Annotated in this window: 16 protein-coding genes; 12 read left to right on the top strand and 4 right to left on the bottom strand. The window is 42.6% G+C overall.

Features of this window, described 5'->3' with window-relative positions; all coding sequences use genetic code 11:
- Positions 1–156: 156 nt before the first annotated feature.
- Both NST34_RS31200 and NST34_RS31195 read left to right on the top strand, forming a co-directional pair.
- The gene (locus tag NST34_RS31200) at positions 157–5,235 is read left to right on the top strand and encodes an AAA family ATPase (RefSeq protein WP_341129435.1); all 5,079 of its coding nucleotides are present in this window, start codon (positions 157–159) and stop codon (positions 5,233–5,235) included.
- Positions 5,232–5,885, top strand: coding sequence for a response regulator (locus NST34_RS31195; protein ID WP_042192856.1), 654 nt, complete (start codon positions 5,232–5,234; stop codon positions 5,883–5,885). The genes NST34_RS31200 and NST34_RS31195 overlap by 4 nt, the downstream gene beginning before the upstream one ends.
- A 12-nt stretch (positions 5,886–5,897) precedes the next feature.
- Here NST34_RS31195 and NST34_RS31190 read toward each other — a convergent pair whose 3' ends face one another.
- Positions 5,898–6,203, bottom strand: coding sequence for a DUF2752 domain-containing protein (locus NST34_RS31190; protein ID WP_256716193.1), 306 nt, complete (start codon positions 6,201–6,203; stop codon positions 5,898–5,900).
- 85 nt (positions 6,204–6,288) lie between these two features.
- Complete coding sequence (locus NST34_RS31185; protein ID WP_052404459.1) at positions 6,289–6,627, bottom strand: DUF4234 domain-containing protein; 339 nt, start codon at positions 6,625–6,627, stop codon at positions 6,289–6,291.
- Positions 6,628–6,846: 219 nt separating this feature from the next.
- On the opposite strand from NST34_RS31185, the gene NST34_RS31180 reads away from it, so the two are divergent.
- The gene (locus NST34_RS31180) at positions 6,847–7,188 is read left to right on the top strand and encodes a zinc ribbon domain-containing protein YjdM (RefSeq protein WP_042131582.1); all 342 of its coding nucleotides are present in this window, start codon (positions 6,847–6,849) and stop codon (positions 7,186–7,188) included.
- A 73-nt stretch (positions 7,189–7,261) separates the two neighbouring features.
- Here NST34_RS31180 and NST34_RS31175 read toward each other — a convergent pair whose 3' ends face one another.
- A complete protein-coding gene (locus NST34_RS31175) occupies positions 7,262–8,917 on the bottom strand; it encodes a histidine kinase N-terminal 7TM domain-containing diguanylate cyclase (RefSeq protein WP_081382695.1) in 1,656 nt (551 codons plus the stop codon).
- 48 nt (positions 8,918–8,965) lie between these two features.
- Positions 8,966–10,393, bottom strand: a complete 1,428-nt coding sequence (locus tag NST34_RS31170) for a putative bifunctional diguanylate cyclase/phosphodiesterase (protein WP_339267860.1) — start codon at positions 10,391–10,393, stop codon at positions 8,966–8,968.
- Positions 10,394–10,915: 522 nt separating this feature from the next.
- Between NST34_RS31170 and NST34_RS31165 the strand changes: the two genes are divergently transcribed.
- From NST34_RS31165 to NST34_RS31125, 9 genes are all read left to right on the top strand, one after another.
- Complete coding sequence (locus NST34_RS31165) at positions 10,916–11,974, top strand: LLM class flavin-dependent oxidoreductase (RefSeq protein WP_076298026.1); 1,059 nt, start codon at positions 10,916–10,918, stop codon at positions 11,972–11,974.
- Between the two features lie 76 nt (positions 11,975–12,050).
- Positions 12,051–12,506: a RidA family protein gene (locus tag NST34_RS31160; protein ID WP_256716184.1), complete on the top strand. Its 456-nt coding sequence runs from the start codon at positions 12,051–12,053 to the stop codon at positions 12,504–12,506.
- Positions 12,507–12,659: 153 nt separating this feature from the next.
- Positions 12,660–13,694, top strand: coding sequence for a C40 family peptidase (locus NST34_RS31155; protein WP_076298025.1), 1,035 nt, complete (start codon positions 12,660–12,662; stop codon positions 13,692–13,694).
- A gap of 67 nt (positions 13,695–13,761) precedes the next feature.
- Positions 13,762–14,442 carry a YdeI/OmpD-associated family protein gene (locus tag NST34_RS31150; RefSeq protein WP_341129616.1) on the top strand — a complete coding sequence of 227 codons (681 nt, stop codon included), beginning with the start codon at positions 13,762–13,764 and terminating at the stop codon, positions 14,440–14,442.
- A gap of 101 nt (positions 14,443–14,543) precedes the next feature.
- A complete protein-coding gene (locus tag NST34_RS31145) occupies positions 14,544–15,551 on the top strand; it encodes a sigma-70 family RNA polymerase sigma factor (RefSeq protein ID WP_341129434.1) in 1,008 nt (335 codons plus the stop codon).
- Between the two features lie 126 nt (positions 15,552–15,677).
- Positions 15,678–16,373 carry a response regulator transcription factor gene (locus tag NST34_RS31140; protein WP_042192843.1) on the top strand — a complete coding sequence of 232 codons (696 nt, stop codon included), beginning with the start codon at positions 15,678–15,680 and terminating at the stop codon, positions 16,371–16,373.
- Positions 16,374–16,496: 123 nt separating this feature from the next.
- Positions 16,497–17,351: a M15 family metallopeptidase gene (locus NST34_RS31135; protein ID WP_076298023.1), complete on the top strand. Its 855-nt coding sequence runs from the start codon at positions 16,497–16,499 to the stop codon at positions 17,349–17,351.
- Positions 17,351–17,872, top strand: a complete 522-nt coding sequence (locus tag NST34_RS31130; protein WP_076284956.1) for a VanZ family protein — start codon at positions 17,351–17,353, stop codon at positions 17,870–17,872. The genes NST34_RS31135 and NST34_RS31130 overlap by 1 nt, the downstream gene beginning before the upstream one ends.
- Positions 17,873–17,917: 45 nt before the next feature.
- A complete protein-coding gene (locus NST34_RS31125; RefSeq protein WP_076298022.1) occupies positions 17,918–18,754 on the top strand; it encodes a YitT family protein in 837 nt (278 codons plus the stop codon).
- Positions 18,755–18,945 lie beyond the last annotated feature (191 nt).

Raw genomic sequence — 18,945 nt, 5'->3', positions numbered from 1 at the left:
ATCACAATGCAATTTTATAGATGTCATATGACAAAATAGATGACAAAGTTAATTACAACATAGGATTCTATGGCGAGATCAGATGATATAATGAGTATAATTGCTTTGCGAGATTGCTTATTCTGTCTACCTAATTGTAACTAGGGAGTGCTGTTCATGTTTGAGTTGCAAGGATACCAAACTTTAGATCTGATAGAGACTACCTCAGATATCAGGCTGTACAGACTCCTACGTCAAGAAGATGGCCTTAGGGTTATTGCCAAGACAACTACAGGCGAGTACCCGGGATCTACTATGGTTGATGCTTTTCGTCATGAGTATGACATGCTTAAGCGACTTAGCGGTCGTGGAGCAATCGAGGCATATAGCCTGGAAATCACGCCGGATCGGCCAGTCCTTCTCCTAAAAGATATAGAGGGGAGTACGCTGGATCAGATACTGCGTACACCTGATTCACTGGAGCTTCCAGTGCTGCTTCGGATCGCCATCGCTGTTGCTGATTGCCTTATGCAAATTCATCGTGAAAAAATAACACTAAATGAACTGACCCCCGCTCATCTAATCGTCAATCCAATTACTTTTGAAGTGAAATTTATTGATATACGAATGTGCTCCGCTGAAAATGATACCAGTCCATTGTCACCTTTAAGCGGGCGGCCGGATGCCTTGCTTCCTTATATATCGCCAGAGCAAACGGGTCGAACTGGGTTGAACCCGGACTATCGTTCTGACTTTTATTCGCTTGGAGTCATTATGTATGAATGTCTCTCAGGCAGTCGCCCCTTTGAGCTTCATGATGTTGTTGATATTGTATATCGTCATCTTGCAGATACACCTGAGCCTTTACATCGCAGGTTTCCCGCTATCCCTCTATCTGTCTCTGACATTGTTGCTAAATGCATGGAGAAAATGCCTGATGCGAGATATGCCAGCGCCTTTGGAATCAAGTCGGATCTTGAGGAATGTCTATCTCACCTACAACAATACGGGTACATCGAGCCCTTCCTATTAGGAAGCTGGGATATTCCGGAACGCTGGATGGTATCGGAACGATTCTACGGAAGACATTTTGAGAAACTAAGCTTACGAGAAGCACTGAAACGAGCATCACAAGGTGCTGTAAAGACGGTCTGGCTTAGTGGTGAGAGTGGTATCGGCAAAACAACCTTTTTAAAAGAAACGCTTAGAAATTCGATTTCTTTGGATGGTTTTTTCGCCAGAGGCAAATTCGAATCTCTACATACCTCACTCCCTTATGGCATCTGGCATCAAGTTATAGAAGAATTGGTCAGTCAACTGCTGATGGAAACGAAGCTGCAGGTGGAGGTTTGGAAGCTGCGTATTTTACAGGCAGTGGACAGTTACGGGCAATTATTGATCGAACTTGTCCCTAAGCTTGAGCTCTTGATTGGCCCCCAACCTTCCGTGCCTCCGTTGCCGCCGCTGGAAGCTCAGCATCGATTTCAATTAATTATGAGCCGATTTATTCAACTCTTTCCCCATGAAGATCATCCTTTGATCTTGATATTGGACAATCTGCAATGGGCGGATGAAACATCGCTGCAATATCTCACTTCGCTTATAGAGGACACGGCCACGAGTCATCTGCTAATCGTTCTTTCCTATCGTGATCGGGAAATCACGAGGCTGCACCCACTCAGTAGGCTGGAAAAGCATTTGATAGACCGTAACGTAGTGATGAGTAGAATATCTCTACAAGCGCTTGAACTCAGCGATTTAAAACAACTGCTACTGGATGTTATGCGTTACGAGGCTGCTGACTTGGACGAGTTAGCGCGGGTACTTCTGCATAAGACAGATGGGAATCCACTATTTATTAAGCAATTCCTTCAGGATTTGATTGATGATCAGCGAGTGGAATTTGACGAGGATCTTCGAAGCTGGAAATGGGACCTCCAGCGCATTACTGAATTGAATGTTCCTGATAATGCAGCAGCCTATCTTTCAAGTAAATTACAGCAATTTCCTGATCAGACGGTGTATGCACTTAGTAGAGCTGCATTACTGGGCAGCATATTTGATCTGGGTACGCTTGCCGAAATTACGGAGATTCCGTTAGAGACATTGACCGAAGCGTTGGAAGTCGCTGTAAATGGACGTGTGCTACAACCTGTTAACGGGGAGGAATATACGCATTTTAAGTTCCAGCACAACCGCATTCATCGGGCGGCTTATGCTCTTGTTCCCGAAGAGGTGCGCCCAGAGCTACATTGGAGGATTGGCATGCTATTGCTAGGCCGCAGCTCTCTTAGTGAAGGAACGACTCTATTTGAAGCGGTCCATCATTTCAATCAGGCGCTTACATGGATAGATCGCCCCGAACAGAGGCTTCAACTGGTAGAGCTGAACTTACAGGCAGGGATAAAAGCGAAGCAAACGACTGCACATGAGACAGCCTTACAATATATGCTTCAGGCAACAGCGATACTAGAGGAGCAGAGCTGGGAGGAGCATTATGGGCTAACCTTCCGGGTATTTCGTGAGAGGGCCGAGCTCGAATACTTATGTTCACATTTTGATAAGGCCAATGAATTATTTCATCTGTTAATCCATAAGGCTGCGACAAATACGGATAAGGCTTACATCTACGCGATGAAGGTTCAATTGGAAGCAAGTAATGATAACCATGAAGAGGTTATCTCCTTAGGTCGGCATACATTATCGCTATTGAAAGTGAGCCATCAATTTGATCCTAGCTATGTTCAATTGACGCTTCAATGGTTAAGATTGCGGCGCAGACTACAGAAGGTTTCACTCGAATCGCTTAATCTTTTACCGCCGATGACCGACGAGGCTCGTAGAGTCGCAATGACCACTTTAGATCATACGAGCAATGCCTGCTTCTATGTCAACCGAGATGGGTGGCTCGCTTCTTCCTTCACCATGATTGAATTGACGCTCGATTATGGGATGACTCCGGAGGCTTCCATTGGATTCATAGGCTATGCAATGTTTCAATACTATTACTTCCGTAATGATGAAGAAACATTTAAATGGGCCATGTTGGCGTGCAGCTTATCGGAACCCTATCCGAAAGTGCATATGACAACCTTAGCTGCGTTCGCAATGTGCTACGATAGCTGGCGGCATTATGATCCAACTATGCTCCGTATGTTTACCGAGAAAGCAGGTAAAGTGGGACTGGAATCAGGTGACTTATGGAAAGGCAACCAGAGTGTGCTAATCAACTGTGCCTCCCTTTTGCAATTTGGCCATCCGTTAGGCGATATCTATGATCGGTTAATTGCTCATTCCGGTGATTTGCTGCGCCATAACAACAGTCTTCACTGTAAGCAGGCTATCATAGCTGCAGCTACTCTAGTTCGATTGACAGGTTATCGCTCACTAGATGATCCATTTAACATCGCAGAGATTAGCGAACCTGATTTTGCACAGTCGGTTCATGGAGATACCTTTAATTTTATACAAGAAATGGTCTGGATACACCGATATTTGACAGGTTATGTATTTGGGGAGTACCGCGAAGCCAGTGAGGCATTAGCGAAATCAGCTGCCATTATAAAATCACGTGAAGATGGCTTAGACAGTCCTATGCAGACCGTGTATGAATGTTTAGTCTGGGCTCAGTTGTATGAGGAATATAACGCTGAAGAGCAACGTGTATACCGGGTAAAAATGCACAGTCGGCTGAAGAAAATGAAAAAGTTTGCTAAGCGTTGCCCGGAAAATTATGAGCATAAATATTTGTTGATGAAGGCTGAGCTGACTCGCCTATCGCGAGATCCACGACAAGCTGAAGCCTTGTATGAGCAGTCTATTGAGGCTGCTCGTATCAACGGCCATATTCACGATCTAGCGATGGCGGCGGAATGCTACGGCAAATATGGACTTCGTCATGGCAAATTACATCTAGCAAGAATCTATATGACTGAGGCCTACGAGGCTTATCTGCAATGGGGCGCAAAGGCTAAAGCGGCTGACCTTGAGCAGCAGCATAGCCATTTGCTGCATATTAAACGGGAGCCCGGGCTCGATCGAGTCGATTCCCTTTCTGTAGTTATGTCTGCTCAAGCTTTATCGGGCGAGATGGAGATGAGTCGATTATTGGCCACGCTGATGCGGATCATGCTCCACAATGCTGGGGCCGAATATGGGGCAGTTATTTTTGATCATGATGGCAAATGGATGGTTGAAGCTTATGGTACCTCAGAAGCTCAGCATATCGAATCTGTTCCTCTCGGGGAAGAGTCAGATCTTGTTCCGGCAGCGATTATAGCCTATGCAGCAAGAACACAGGAGCAGGTTGTATTACATGATGCGCTCAGTGAGGGGATATTTACGCGTAACGTTTACGTTAGGAATAATAGACTGAAATCAGTTCTTTGTCTTCCTATCATGAATCAGAATAAATTGGTTTGCTTGCTCTATTTGGAGAATAACCTATCCCCAGGTGTATTTACGCCAAGTAGACTCGATGTGCTCAAGCTGCTTGGTTCACAATGCGCAATCTCAATCGCTAACGCCAAGCTGTATTCGGGAATCCAATATCTTAAAAAAAATCTAGAGGACCAAGTTGTAGAAAGAACTCGTAGTCTGGAGCGTTCGATGCGAGAAACATCTGCGGCTTTGGCCGAAGCTACCGTCTTTGAAGAACGCAATCGTATTGCCCAAGAGATTCATGATATTGTTGGGCATACACTTACATCGACGATTCTGCAGATTGAAGCTGGCAAGCGGCTGCTTCAGAAAAAAGATATAGATAGTGGTTTTCAGCGACTGGTTGAAGCACAGGATCTTGTTCGGCATAGCTTGAATGAAATCCGCGGCTCTGTCCATATGCTGAAGGAGGACAAGTATTCGGACCTCACGGTCATGTTGAAGCAACTGATACGCGATACTGAACGTAATGCGGGCGTTGTCGTCCATGCCATTATTTATGATCTGCCGGAGGCCATGTCAACAGCCTATAAAAAGGCCATCTATCATGCTTTGCAGGAGGGCCTAACGAACGGAATCAGACACGGTAAGAGTACGGAGTTTCATTTTAGTCTGGAGTCTGTCGGAGCAAATTTACAGTTTAGGCTCAAAGATCGTGGGTCAGGAGATAGTCATATAGTGATGGGTTTTGGACTCAGGACGATGAAAGAACGGGTGGAGCAACTGGGAGGTAGCTTATCCATCGATTCAGAAATGAATGAGGGCTGTCTACTGGAAATCGATCTGCCAATGCGAAGGGTTGGGAATAGAAAATGAGTAAGATAAAGATTGTAATTGCCGATGATCAATTGTTGACGCGTGAAGGACTTCGTACCATTCTGGATCTGGAGGATGATATGGAAGTGGTTGGCGCTGCCAAGAACGGGGAAGAGGCCTGCGAGATGGTGGAAGCATTCCAACCCGATCTGGTACTGCTTGATGTTCAAATGCCGATCATGAATGGGATCAGTGCACTAAAACGAATCAAGCAGATTCGTCCGGATATATTCATTCTGATTTTAACCACTTTTATAGAGACCGATTATATTGTTGAGGGTATGGCATTTGGAGCAAGCGGCTATATGCTGAAGGATATGGATGCTGATAAAATGATTTCTTCGATCCGTGATACGATATCCGGGCAATTTATTCTGCCAGCTCCGGTAGCAGCCAAATTGGCGACGAGGATGAATAGATTGACGGAGGAGTACGAACATTGGCAAAGATCCAATGTAGATCGTATGAGTCTGACAGAACGGGAAGAGGAGCTGGCGCAGCTCATTATCCGGGGACTTAACAATCGCGAAATTGCCGATACACTGCATATTGCGGAGGGGACAGCCCGTAACTATATTAGTAATCTTTATAGCAAATTAGAGGTGGTTGACCGGGCTCAAGCGATTGTGCGCCTTCAAGCTATTATGTAACCATAGTTGATGCTAACGAATTACTGTAGGGGCCAAGTAATCAAACATTGGAAAATTTCTCAGTACTCCAAATGTAACGGTTAGGATCAACATCACAGCCATAATTCCATGGCTAAGTGGTTGGATACGTTTCTTTTCAGTAATTAAGTACAACATATACAGAGGCGCTAGAATAAATAGCAACGGGTTAAATCTAAACGCCTGAACGAAGTCGAACTTTAACAAGGATAGAATAACTCTTGTGACTCCACATCCCGGACAATAAAATCCAGTCCATTCATGAAATAGACAAGGTATACCTAGATTGGTTAAAGGCATCCATACAGTGAAATACAGTAAGCCAAGGAGACTTAAGGACACACTCCAAAATAGTTTAGGGTGTGTCCTTCTATGAATCGTAAAATTATACCAATTTGTTAACATCAGATTGCACCAAAGCGTATGTGACAATACCAAAACTAAAGATTGTGAGGATCACGTACAGAGCTGAATTATCGGATACGAGATAGCCGCGTTGTCTTTGAGCTTCTGCAACATGTTTACCGATCTGGTAGGCCCAAACCAGACTCCATATCCCGCAAGTAATCAATGTTAGAAGAAAATGCTTTCCTCCTGTGAATGTGTAGTCTCCACTTAGCTTTCCAACGTCATTCGTTAGAACAATAAACCAAAATATTCCGTATATTCCACATGTAATTAATGACAGTATAATGGAAAATGCGACACTCCTTTGACTAATCATTGTTCACTCTCCTATGTATTTATATGAAAATTTTACATTATTATCATAGACAATTGTGAAAATATATACAAGATAATATTTAGTAGTTTGTTTTTTTAAGAAACGTGGAACAAGCTTACTATCTGGATATAGTGGATTCCTTCATGAATATGAAATATACTTTTAAAGATTAGCCGCAAGACAGCTAGAATTTGAACTACGATTGGAGAAAATGAAACAATGTCTAATTTACCGAACTGCCCGAAATGTAATTCTGAGTACACTTATGAAGATGGAAGTCTACTAGTCTGCCCGGAATGTGCACACGAGTGGACATTAGAATCAGAGTCTGAGAATAGTGAAGATCAAAAGGTTATCAAAGATGCCAATGGCAATGTATTAAACGACGGCGACTCAGTAACTGTAATCAAAGACCTTAAGGTAAAAGGAAGCTCATCTGTTCTGAAGATAGGTACCAAAGTCAAAAACATCCGTTTAGTGGACGGAGATCATGATATTGATTGCAAAATTGATGGGTTTGGGGCTATGAAATTAAAATCCGAATTTGTTAAAAAGATATAAAAGAAAGAATCAGCTTACCTTCGATAGAAGTAGGGCTGATTCTTTCTTTTTTTAGGTGATATTTAAAGGCGTGTCATCTTATGATTTCAACAATTTGGTTTCGTCCTGCATTTTTGGCTTGATATAAAGCTTTGTCCACAGATTCGAATAAATCATTTAGTTGATTGGTCGGGCTTTCTGCATACTGCTCTGCAAAATTATTAATGGACAGTAGTCCCATGCTTACAGTGATGGATACAGAATGAGCAACCTCATCCACATGTACTTTATTGGCCTCTATCATGAATTTGATATGCTCTGCCCAGAGGTTTGCTTGTGTGTGGTTCGTATTTGGTAAATAGACGATAAACTCTTCCCCGCCATAGCGTGCCAGAATATCCGTCTCCCTTAGCGATTGCTTAATGACCTCTACCGTGCTGCAAATTACAACATCGCCCACTAAATGGCCGTAATTGTCATTCACCGTTTTGAAAAAGTCGATATCCAGTAGAATGATGGCAAAAGGCTGCTTCAATATCATATTTTCTATAATCTCTTGTTCTAAGTACTGTGTTAAGTAATGACGGTTATAACAACCTGTTAAGCTGTCGGTTATGGCCATCTGCTTGAGTTTTTGGTTGGTCTGAGAAAGCTCATTCTGGATTTCAATTAATGCCAGATTACGCTCTTGCAGGATCTCGTTCTGCTGATTAGTCTCAGCAATGAGGCGATGCAGCTCGCTTCTATCCTGAAAGGTGAGAATCCGTCCAACCATGATCTCGCCTACGACAATGGGTTCCGCTGTAATATTGATGTATGCTTGGAGTGAGGTGTAGAATACTTCAACTTCGGTTCTCTCCATGGGCTGTTTAAGATATGTATGTTGAAACAATCGGAAAGCGCTGGCAGTCTGCTCCAGGGGGGTTAGCGCCGATAAGTCGAAGCGATCACCGATCTGTAGGTTGATTTTTGGCAAAAGCGATCGATTGATCTCTACCACAGTCTCGTTATCATCCAGTACAAGAATACCTAGTGTGAGTGTGTCAATGATATCCTGATGAGCGATGGTTACGAGATCAAATATTTTATCGCGATGGATGGCAATGACGAAAAAGATGGCAGAGATTAGTATCCCCAGAGAGGTCATCCCCGGAATCACCGGCTGAGATTTAAACAGTACCACATTAAGAAAGACATCCAGTAATACAAATACAGTCAGCACCAGCACACCTTTGAGTACATGAGTAACCTGTTTTTTGATCCGCTGTGTGGCGTTCGATATAAGCGCTGAATAGATGATATACAGAGAAATAATAATAGTGCAGATCAAGAAGAGAATAAACAGCCAAAAAAGCGGACCATAAGATCTTTCAACATATCCACCATGCATTGGCAGTACAAAGCTTTGCTTTGGATTGACGATCACTCCAATTAAGATCAATGCTGCGACAATGTATAGGATCAGCGTTTTCTTTTTTCGGAGGAGATATGATTTTCCAGTGAGAAATATCGTAAAAAGAAGCCATCCAATCGTTAACAGTATCGAGTCAATAAAAGCGAGCTTCACATAAAACAATTGAACATCGGGATCCGCTGTAGTTTTGAGAGCAAATTGACAGAAGGGCCATAACATCATCGTGAAATGGAAAGTCAAGTAAACCTTATGTAAGTTAGTGATTGTTACAGTAACAAATATGTAGATGAATAGAACGAAAAGAACGAAGAATAATGATAAGTCAATCCATGTCATGACATTCAATTCGGTAACACCTTCTTATATAAAAAAATAGGTTCATCTTTATTCATTTAAGCTCGAAACCTTCTCCCACTCGGTTAGCAGCTCTTTTACGCTCTGTGCGGACTGTGGCTTACTGAACAAGTAACCTTGAATTTTATCGCAGCCTTGCTCCTGTAGGTAATCGAGTTGTACAGTTCGCTCCACACCTTCTGCAATAACACACATATTCATGCGTTTACCAATCATAATAATTTGTTCGACAAGAACGGCTTGATGTGTCCCTGTTCGAATGGAATCAATGAAGGACTTGTCTATTTTTAAAGTCGAGATCGGCATATGAGTAAGATAGCTTAAGGAGGAATAACCGGTACCAAAGTCATCCAAGGCAATTTTGATGTTGTGAGCTCTGAGTTCAGTCAGTTTACTGCTCACATATTCGTAAGATTCAACCAGAACACTCTCTGTAATCTCTAGCTCTAAGTATTCAGGATCTAGTCCGGAGGCTTGCAAGGTGTCTAGAACTAACTCATTGAAGTCGCTTTGCAGTAGCTGAAGCATTGAAATATTAACAGACATCGTCAGATGTGATAATCCTTGCTCATGAAGACTTTTTAAAAAGGCACAGGCTGTTCTGAGCACCCACGCCCCGAGAGGAATAATGAGGTGGGAATCTTCTGCTATTTTGATAAACTTATCCGGAGGGACCATGCCTAGTATGGGGTTGTTCCAGCGCATAAGAGCCTCTAGTCCCGTCACTCTGTTCTGAGTCAGATCAATCTGGGGTTGATAGAATACCTCTAGCTCATTTTTCTCTAAAGCATTATACAACTGCTTCTCAATGTTCATTCGCTCAGTAAAGGTATCATTGAGCGGTTGATCAAAGACAATAATTTGACCCTTGCCAGCGTCTTTGGCTTTATACATAGCGATGTCTGCGCATTTAAGGAGTTCCATAATATTACTTCCATGTTCGGGGTGAGCACTGATTCCGATGCTTAGGCTAACATGTAGCAGACTGTCATCCATCTCAATCGCATCTTTAAAACCGGCAATAATGTGAGAGGCTACACTAGTTATACACTGACTGTTCTCAATAGAATATAAAAGAACGATGAACTCATCCCCGGCGAAACGATACACTTCCCCACTACTCCCAACCAGGGACACCAATCTCTCACTAACCTTAACAATTAGCCGGTCACCAAATTCATGGCCCATCGTATCATTTACATATTTGAAGTAATCAATGTCGATGAACATTAAGGCTGCAATGTTATTCAGTTCCAAAATGTGAGGCCCATTCTCATAAAAAGCTAATTTGTTGGGCAAGCCGGTTAATAGATCATGATACGCCAGGTAATGCATCCTTTCTTCATTCATGGCTAGCTTCTCTTGATTCTCAATGAGCTGATCATATTGCTGTCTGAGTTCTTCTTCCGTAGCTGTGATTTCCTCATAGGCGGCCTCTAGATTTTCGTGGGCGCTCACCCTATCCCTATAGGCAAGATCCAGTTTCTTCTCGATCCTTTTAATCCGTTTCAGAGTACCTAGAATTAATGCAAAGATAAGCAAAGCTGTTATGAGGATAAAGAACCAGCCTTTAATTATATTAATAAGTCTTATCCACTCCGGATCTCGTGTAAAAGTGGAAACGGCCTTATCTGTTAAAGGGATCCATAAGCACCCAACAATAAAATATATTACGGCGATTTTTAAGGAGCCCCGCACAGGATTGAAGGTTTGTTTGGATATGGAATTTTTGTGTTTATTTCTTTGAAGCATATGTCCCTCCTATATCAAGCATGAGATGCATGAGAGCTACTTGTTTTAGATCATTTCAACATATTTCATCAAAATCCTCTATTTGTCAGTGATGTTCTGCAAATTTTAAAAATGAGTTTTTGGACAAGTTAGAGCTAGGCATTAATGCCTAGCTCTGCTTGAACGTAAATTGTGTTATAATCAAACAAACAACTCGAAGAGAAAATTATAGTTAAGGGGGAATCGTAAGTGGAAATAGGTATCAGTACGTTCGTAGAAACAACACCGGATGTTCAATCGGGGGAGTTAATAAGTCATGCACAGCGATTGCGCGAGGTAGTAGAGGAGATTGTTCTTGCAGATAAGGTGGGCTTAGATATATTCGGTGTGGGTGAGCATCATCGAAAGGATTATGCCGCATCTTCTCCAGCAGTTTTGCTGGCTGCGGCTGCCTCACAGACGACACGAATTCGGCTGACCAGTGCGGTAACCGTGCTGTCCTCTGCTGATCCAGTACGTGTATTTCAGGATTTTGCAACACTTGATGGAATCTCAAATGGGCGGGCAGAAATCATGGCAGGCCGGGGTTCTTTTATCGAATCTTTCCCGCTCTTTGGATACGATTTAAATGACTACGATGAGTTATTCGATGAGAAGCTGGACCTGTTGTTAAAAATAACGGCATCTGAAAAAGTAACCTGGAGTGGAAATCACCGACCAGCCATTAATAATCTGGGGATTTATCCGCGCCCCGTTCAGAATCCTTTGCCCGTATGGATTGGCAGTGGAGGCAATACGGAATCTGTGATTCGTGCTGGCCTGCTCGGGCTACCACTTGTGCTCGCGATTATTGGCGGAAGTCCGTTGCAATTTGCTCCACTGGTGAAGCTCTATAAGAAAGCGGCGGCCCAAGCAGGACATGATGTGTCGAAGCTTCCGGTTGCCTCACACTCGCACGGCTTTATTGCAGAGGATAATCAGCTTGCGGCCGATATGTTCTTCCCCTCTACACAGGCTAGCATGAATGTGATTGGTCGTGAGCGTGGCTGGGGTCATTATAGTCGTGCGAGCTTTGATGCGGCACGTAGATTTGAAGGTGCCTTGTATGTAGGAGATCCAGACACTGTTGCTGAGAAGATTATTCACCTACGCAAACACGTAGGAATTACACGCTTTATGCTGCATGTACCGCTAGGTACGATGCCTCATAAGGATGTAATGAGAGCTATTGAGCTATTGGGTACTGAAGTAGCGCCAATTGTTCGAGCTGAGATATCGAGATGGGAAGCAGAGGTCGAACCAAAATAGGATTGACCCTTTCTGGATTAATCAGTATAATCTTACCAATTTATTGAGGTTGTACTGATTGGGGGAGGGAACTGAAGTGGCGGATCGAATCATAGCGGATAGACTTGAGGAATTAGGTATTGTCCTACCTAGTGCTAGTGAACCGGCGGCAAAATATGCTAACTACGTTATTGTTAATGGATTATGTTTTGTATCGGGAAAAGGACCTGCCGGGCATCCCAAAGGCAAGCTGGGACAAGACTTCACCACCGAAGAAGGCTATCATTTTTCACGTCAGACTGGTATAGAGATCCTTGCCGTCCTTGAGTCTGCTTTAGGCTCCTTGGATAAAGTGAAGAGAGTGGTCAAAATTCAAGGATTTGTGAATGCAGATCCCTTATTCGAAGAACATCATAAAGTGCTCAATGGCTGTTCGGATTTAATGCTGGAGGTATTCGGGGACAAGGGCAGTCATGCTCGTTCGGTATTGGGCGCTGTTTCTGTAAGGGATAATCTTCCGATCATTATCGATTCTATTTTTGAAGTGGATTAAAAAGAGGGCTGTGGCACCGAAGGGTGACCGCAGTCCTCTTTTTTATATGGTTTGACCTGTAGCTAGACAGCAACCCCAATAATTGTAACAAAACTAATTACCCTTTTTTTAGTAATAACAATTGAACATATTAATCAACGAGGTGACGACATCATGAGGATTCATAAGAAAGCCACACTACTTGTACTACTTACATCTATACTCTATACAGCTCCAGCCCATGCGGCGGTGATGCCTCAGAATCAGGTTACAGGCGTTTTTCTGGATGATCGGCAGCTTGTATTAGAGGTTCAGCCCTTGCTCATAAACGGTACAACGCTTATTCCCATGCGCAAGCTGTTTGAAGAACAGGGAGCAAAGATTTCATGGAACAACGATACCAAAACAGTGAAGGCCACTAAGGGAACGCTGGTGCTGACTTATCAAATAGGAGATTTAACCGCGAACAAAAATGGACAAGCCTTAAGCTTAACCGTTCCGGGTCAGGTTGTCGGTGGTAATACGATGATGCCGCTGCGTTTTGTCAGCGAGGCTCTAGGCAGCACCGTGAAGTGGGAGGCTAACACTCGGACCGTCCGCATCTATTCAGCGCTGAATTACGATACAACGATTCGTTATGGGGTTAACCTGCGCAGTTCGCCGAATTCATCGGATCAATCAGGTGTCCAGCAAATGTTGTCCGTAGGCGATAAAGTCCATATCGTTAGAGAAGTGGATGCTTTGTGGTTAGAAGTGCGAACGCAAGACAACAAGACGGGGTACATATCTGCTAAACCGAAATATAGCGATTATACTAGTGAGTCGCTCGCTGAGAAGCAGGGAAGCGCGTTGCTTGCTTACGGAGAAAAGTATCTGGGAACCCCTTATGAATTCGGTGCTGCAACGAACCAGACGTCTACCTTTGACTGTTCTTCTTTCGTAGGGCATTTATTTGAAAACGTGTTGTCGGTGGATCTGCCACGCGCCTCTTATAATCAAGCCAAAGAAGGGAAGGAAGTTGGGATCAACGAACTGCGTAAAGGAGATCTACTGTTCTTTAGTGCACGTGGTCTCGACATTGGTCATGTTGCTATGTATGCGGGAAATAATCAGATATTGCATACGTATTCTAAGGAGCAAGGCGTCCATTATGAAGCCCTGAGTGAGAAGTGGAAGAAGCGTTTTGTGACGGCCCGTAGAATGTTTTAGATTGGGTAGCGATTAGGCTATAATGATCACGATGAAGAAGCATCCGAATACATTTGGGGGATGAAGCATAGTGACTAAAACCATCGTAGAAAAGCTGAACTTACAAAAATACAACCAAGTAGCGATATTGAGTAAACCAGAAGGCTCCGATTATTTAGCGGAATTGACGGATTATGATACTTCGCTAAATGGGGCGTATGATCTTATATTTGCCTTTGTACTAGACATGGCGTCGTTACAGGAACTAGTGAACCGTGTGATTGAGCAACAGCATCTTCATAAGAATGGCTATCTCTTTGTGGCGTATCCTAAAAAGGGAAACAAAGTGTATCCGACCTTTATTCATCGTGACGACTTACTAGAGGGTCTGGGCAGTGATGAGAATGGCTACATCGGGACAAGCAATATTAAATTTGCACGCATGGTAGGTTTGGATGATGTCTTTACAGTTGTGGGGTTAAAAGAGGACGCTAAGGGGAAAGGTCAGCTTTCCAATACCCCAAGTCAATCTGTGGATGACTATATTTCTTTCATTCCAAATGTGGAAGAAGATCTGAAAGATACACCGGAGCTTCTAGCCATCTATCAATCGCTTACCCCGGGATACCGCAAAGATTGGGCTCGATATGTCTATAGTGCCAAACAAGAGGCAACAAGAGCTAAGCGTAAAGAGGAAATGAAGAAGATTCTACAGGCTGGTTATAAGAGTCGTGAGCTGTATCGGCAAGCCAGTAGTACTGAACTCTAACTAGACCTTTCTTCATCAAAAAGATTATTTGCAGACATAAAGACGGTTTTTGAACTCCTTTTCCGTCTATGTTATGAACTTGATTGTTAAGGAGGCAGATAGTGACTTGTACGGATGCAGAACTGGTAGATAAGGTGTGTAAAGGGGATATGGATGCATTCAGTGGGCTTATCGGCAAATATTCCAATGCAGTATACGGAGTAGCTTACGGTAAATTGGGTGATTTCCACACCGCGCAAGATATTACACAAGAGGTTTTTGTTAAGACCTATCGTAATTTACCCAACTTAAAAGAGCCAGAGAAACTCACCAGTTGGTTATATGCAGTTACTTCACGGGAATGTATGGATTGGTTTAGGGCGAATAAGAAGAAAGCTGCATATGAATTCATGGAGCAAATCGAGGTTTCTCAGCTGGAGACCACTGAAGATCAGCTCCTCCGAAAAGAACTCCAGCAAGATGTGTGGAAGGCATTAAACACCTTATCCGAAGCTAACCGTATAGTCACCATTCTATTCTATATCGACAACTACAAGGTTAGGGAGATCGCTGATTTCCTTGATTTATCTATTGAAGCTGTCGAGAGTAGACTCCGCAGATCAAGAACGATCTTAAAAAGGGAGATGTTGAGTACAGTGAATAACAATCTAAGTGAAAACAAATTGCAGGACGAATTTAAAAAGAAAGTTTTTCAGGATGAAAGAATGCCTGAAACCAACTTTCGTCGTGTGGCCATGGGCCAAAGTGAATTCGATGATATTGATATGCCTAAGACGAACTTTTCTAATGTAAATATGGCGGGTACCAAGTTTGACAATATTAATATGAGCAGTACTACTTTTAACGATATCAATATGCATCTTGTTAAGTTTAATGAAGTCGGATTGTGGGAAATCGAGGTTAGCAATAGTGAATTAGGAGAAGCCTATTTCCATGATATTCACTTGTATGGTAAAGGCAATAAGTTTGAACGATGCCAGCTTAACGGCACATCTTTTGTAGAGTGTGATCTTTCGAATGTAGAGATAAAAGATTGCAATCTTTCAGGCGTCACAGTTAATGGCATTTCATTAGAGGCCCTGCTAGAGAGTTATCATAAAAATAAATAATATTACAACAGTTCTATTTATTCATCATAGATTTCATCAAAACCACTTCATCCTAGGAGTGGTTTTTAAGTTTGGGGTATAATGGATGTAGATCATATAGCACAAACCTACAGGGGTGAAATATAGATGAAGCGCATTACGATTTTAATTGCGGATGATGAGGCGGAGATTGCTGATCTGGTGGCTTTGCATTTGCAAAAAGAAGGGTATCATATCATTAAAGTATCCGATGGGCGGGCAGCGGTACAAGCTATTGAGTCACAAACGATAGATTTGGCGATTCTGGATATTATGATGCCAGGGCTGGATGGCTATGAGGTAACCCGTCACATTCGGGAGCAGCATCATCTGCCGATTATTTTTTTAAGCGCGAAGACTTCTGATCTGGATAAGATCACGGGACTTGTCATGGGCGCAGATGATTATATGACCAAACCGTTCAATCCAATGGAATTAGTCGCCCGCGTTAATTCTCAGCTACGGCGCTCTATACAATTCAGTCAGCCCGCAGCCGTTCTTAAGTCGGTCCTCGAAGTTGGTGGATTGACGATTTCACCAGATGAACATACCGTCACTCTTTACGGCGAGGTAATAGACCTAACTCCGAAAGAGTTTGATATTCTTCATTTATTGGCGAGCCATCCTAAGCAGGTGTTTAGCGCGGAGAGTATCTTCCAGCAGGTATGGGGAGAAGCTTATTATGAGAGTGGCAACACGGTCATGGTGCATATCCGTACCTTGCGCAAAAAGCTTGGTGAAGACATCAATAAGAACAAATTTATTAAGACAATCTGGGGTGTAGGATATACCTTTACTGGGTAAGGCCGCTGAGCCCTTATACATTTTAAGAAAAACTTTATAATTGTCCTGCTTTTCTTTAAAGTGTCTTCGTTATTCTATTCCTATCAAGCATAAACGTCTTAAGGAAATGGGAGGACATTACGGATGAAAAAGTGGGTTTTTTTGGTGATCGTTGTGTTATTTCTTGGTTACGCAGCCGCTCGTTATTTACCGGATACGGGTAATTTAGCTGATAAGAATGATAAGATCCAGAAAGGATCGATTAGAAATAGCGATAGTTTAAAGGTGATTACGCAAGATCAGGTATATCAAGGGGATTTATTGCTGGTGAACAAACAATATCCGGTACATGAGGACAGCGTGAAGTCTGATATTGTGACCTTATTTGATCAGAAGGATCTGGTTCAGGGCTATGGATTACTAGATACCTCGATTCGGTTGTCTGAAAGTGTAGCACATAAATTCAATAAAATGATCAAAGCTGCTGAGAAGGATGGCGTGAATCATTTTTTAATTAGCAGTGGGTACAGGGACTTTGAGGAGCAAGAGCAATTGTATGCGGAAAAAGGTTCAGACTATGCTCTTCCAGCGCAATATAGCGAACATAATTTAGGATTATCGCTGGACATCGGATCGTCTCAATCAGAAATGAGCAAAGCACCTGAAGGCAAATGGCTGGAAAAGAATGCGTGGAAATACGGCTTTATTCTACGCTATCCGAAAGACAAAACGGAGATTACGGGGATTAAATATGAACCTTGGCACTTCCGTTATGTCGGCTTGCCGCACAGTGCGATCATTCAGGAGAAGGGGATCGTGCTGGAACAATATTTAGATCTTTTGAAGGAGAATAGTGAAATTTCAACGGTTGTAGACGGCAAAACATATACGGTGAACTATTATCCAGTATCAGGATATACAAGTATTAAGATTCCAAAGGAAGGGCAATATAAAACGTCGGGCGATAATATGGATGGCGTAATTGTCACTACATTTTGATGAGTACGAAGCCTAAGAGCGAGTCTACTATGACATTATTGCTGGCAGCCGTATTTATTGTCTATATGTATTTCTTGATCCGAATTATCGTATTTAAAGGCGCACCTTTTAGCTTGCAATCACTTTGGGAACAGGCAGGGCGTATGCTCGAGCATCCCGACAGAATTTTTAAGCGACAGGGCAACTATGTACCCTTTAAAGAGATCTCGCGGGGGATAGATCATCTGTCACTTTCAGATCCTTTTTCATCACTTAATTTAGTGGGCAATCTTCTTGCGTTTATTCCGTTTGGAGTCTTTGTTCCAATGCTGTTGTCGCAAAAAGTAAGGTTATTTCAAAAGGTCTTCATGCTCTCTTTTGCGCTGAGTCTGAGCTTTGAAGTTACACAATTAGTATTGTATATCGGCACCTTTGACGTGGATGATCTGATCTTAAACACTTGCGGTGGGGTAGTCGGTTACGCCATATATAGAATGCTGGTTTCTTCTGGATTGTTTACAACTATATCGAAGCGGTGTTAGTATTTGTGGATGGTAGATATAGACAGAGGATAGAAGGGGCATGGTATGAAAAAGCGTATTACGGATATTGTTTCCATCATTGTAGGAGCATTGCTGTTTTCCTTGGCCGTTAACTTGTTTGTGATTCCGAACGAGTTCGGTGAAGGCGGGGTAACGGGACTGACTATGATTACATACTATTTGTATCAGTGGTCACCAGGTATTGTTAGCTTAATTCTTAATGCTTTATTATTGATTGTGGGTTATAAATTTCTGGACAAAACGACGACAGTATACACGATTATTGCGGTGTTTTTTAACTCGTTATTCCTGATTCTTACGAAGAATTGGCATATCGCCAGCGATGAGTTGATCATCAATGCAATATTTGGAGGCATCTTGTCTGGTGTGGGTATCGGAATGATCATACGTGTGGGTGGAACGACCGCAGGGTCAACCATTATCGCCAGAATCCTGCATAAATTTTTGGATTGGAACGTTAGCTACGCTCTTCTTCTAGTCGATTTAGTTGTGGTATTTGCTTCTTATTTCATCATTGGTGTTCAAAGTCTGATGTTTACGATTGTGATGCTCTATGTAGCGACTAAGGTGATGGACTTCATTATTGAGGGAGTGAATCCTAAGAAGGCCGTTACGATTGTATCCAAGGAGCAGGACAAAATTGCTGAACAAGTTAATGGAATCATGGATAGAGGGGTCACAGTCATTTATGGCCGAGGGTATTATACTAAAGAACCCAAAGAGCTTCTCTATATTGTCATTAGCAAACAGGAAGTAACCATGCTTAAGAAAATTGTAAGATCGATTGATAAAGAGGCTTTTATTGCCATTCACGATGTAAGAGATGTGTTCGGAGAAGGCTTTGTGGAGCTGGCAAAATAAGAGTGAAAGTGCTGTCCGGTAGCTACCTGAGCTGCTTGGACAGCTTTTTTTTGGATTGGGCATTCGAATGTGATGGATATCATTGCATTTTCTGTTTATTCACATTTTATTAAATTTTAAAGTGATTCAGCGCACACTCGCTCATTTGCAGCTTCTATATGCTTTTTATAGAGGTATTATCTAATTGCAGG

The organism is Paenibacillus sp. FSL H7-0714, from assembly GCF_038003765.1.
Classification (GTDB): Bacteria; Bacillota; Bacilli; order Paenibacillales; family Paenibacillaceae; genus Paenibacillus_AQ.
Note: the sequence above shows the minus strand (reverse complement) of the source record. Positions and strands in the feature narration are given on the sequence as shown.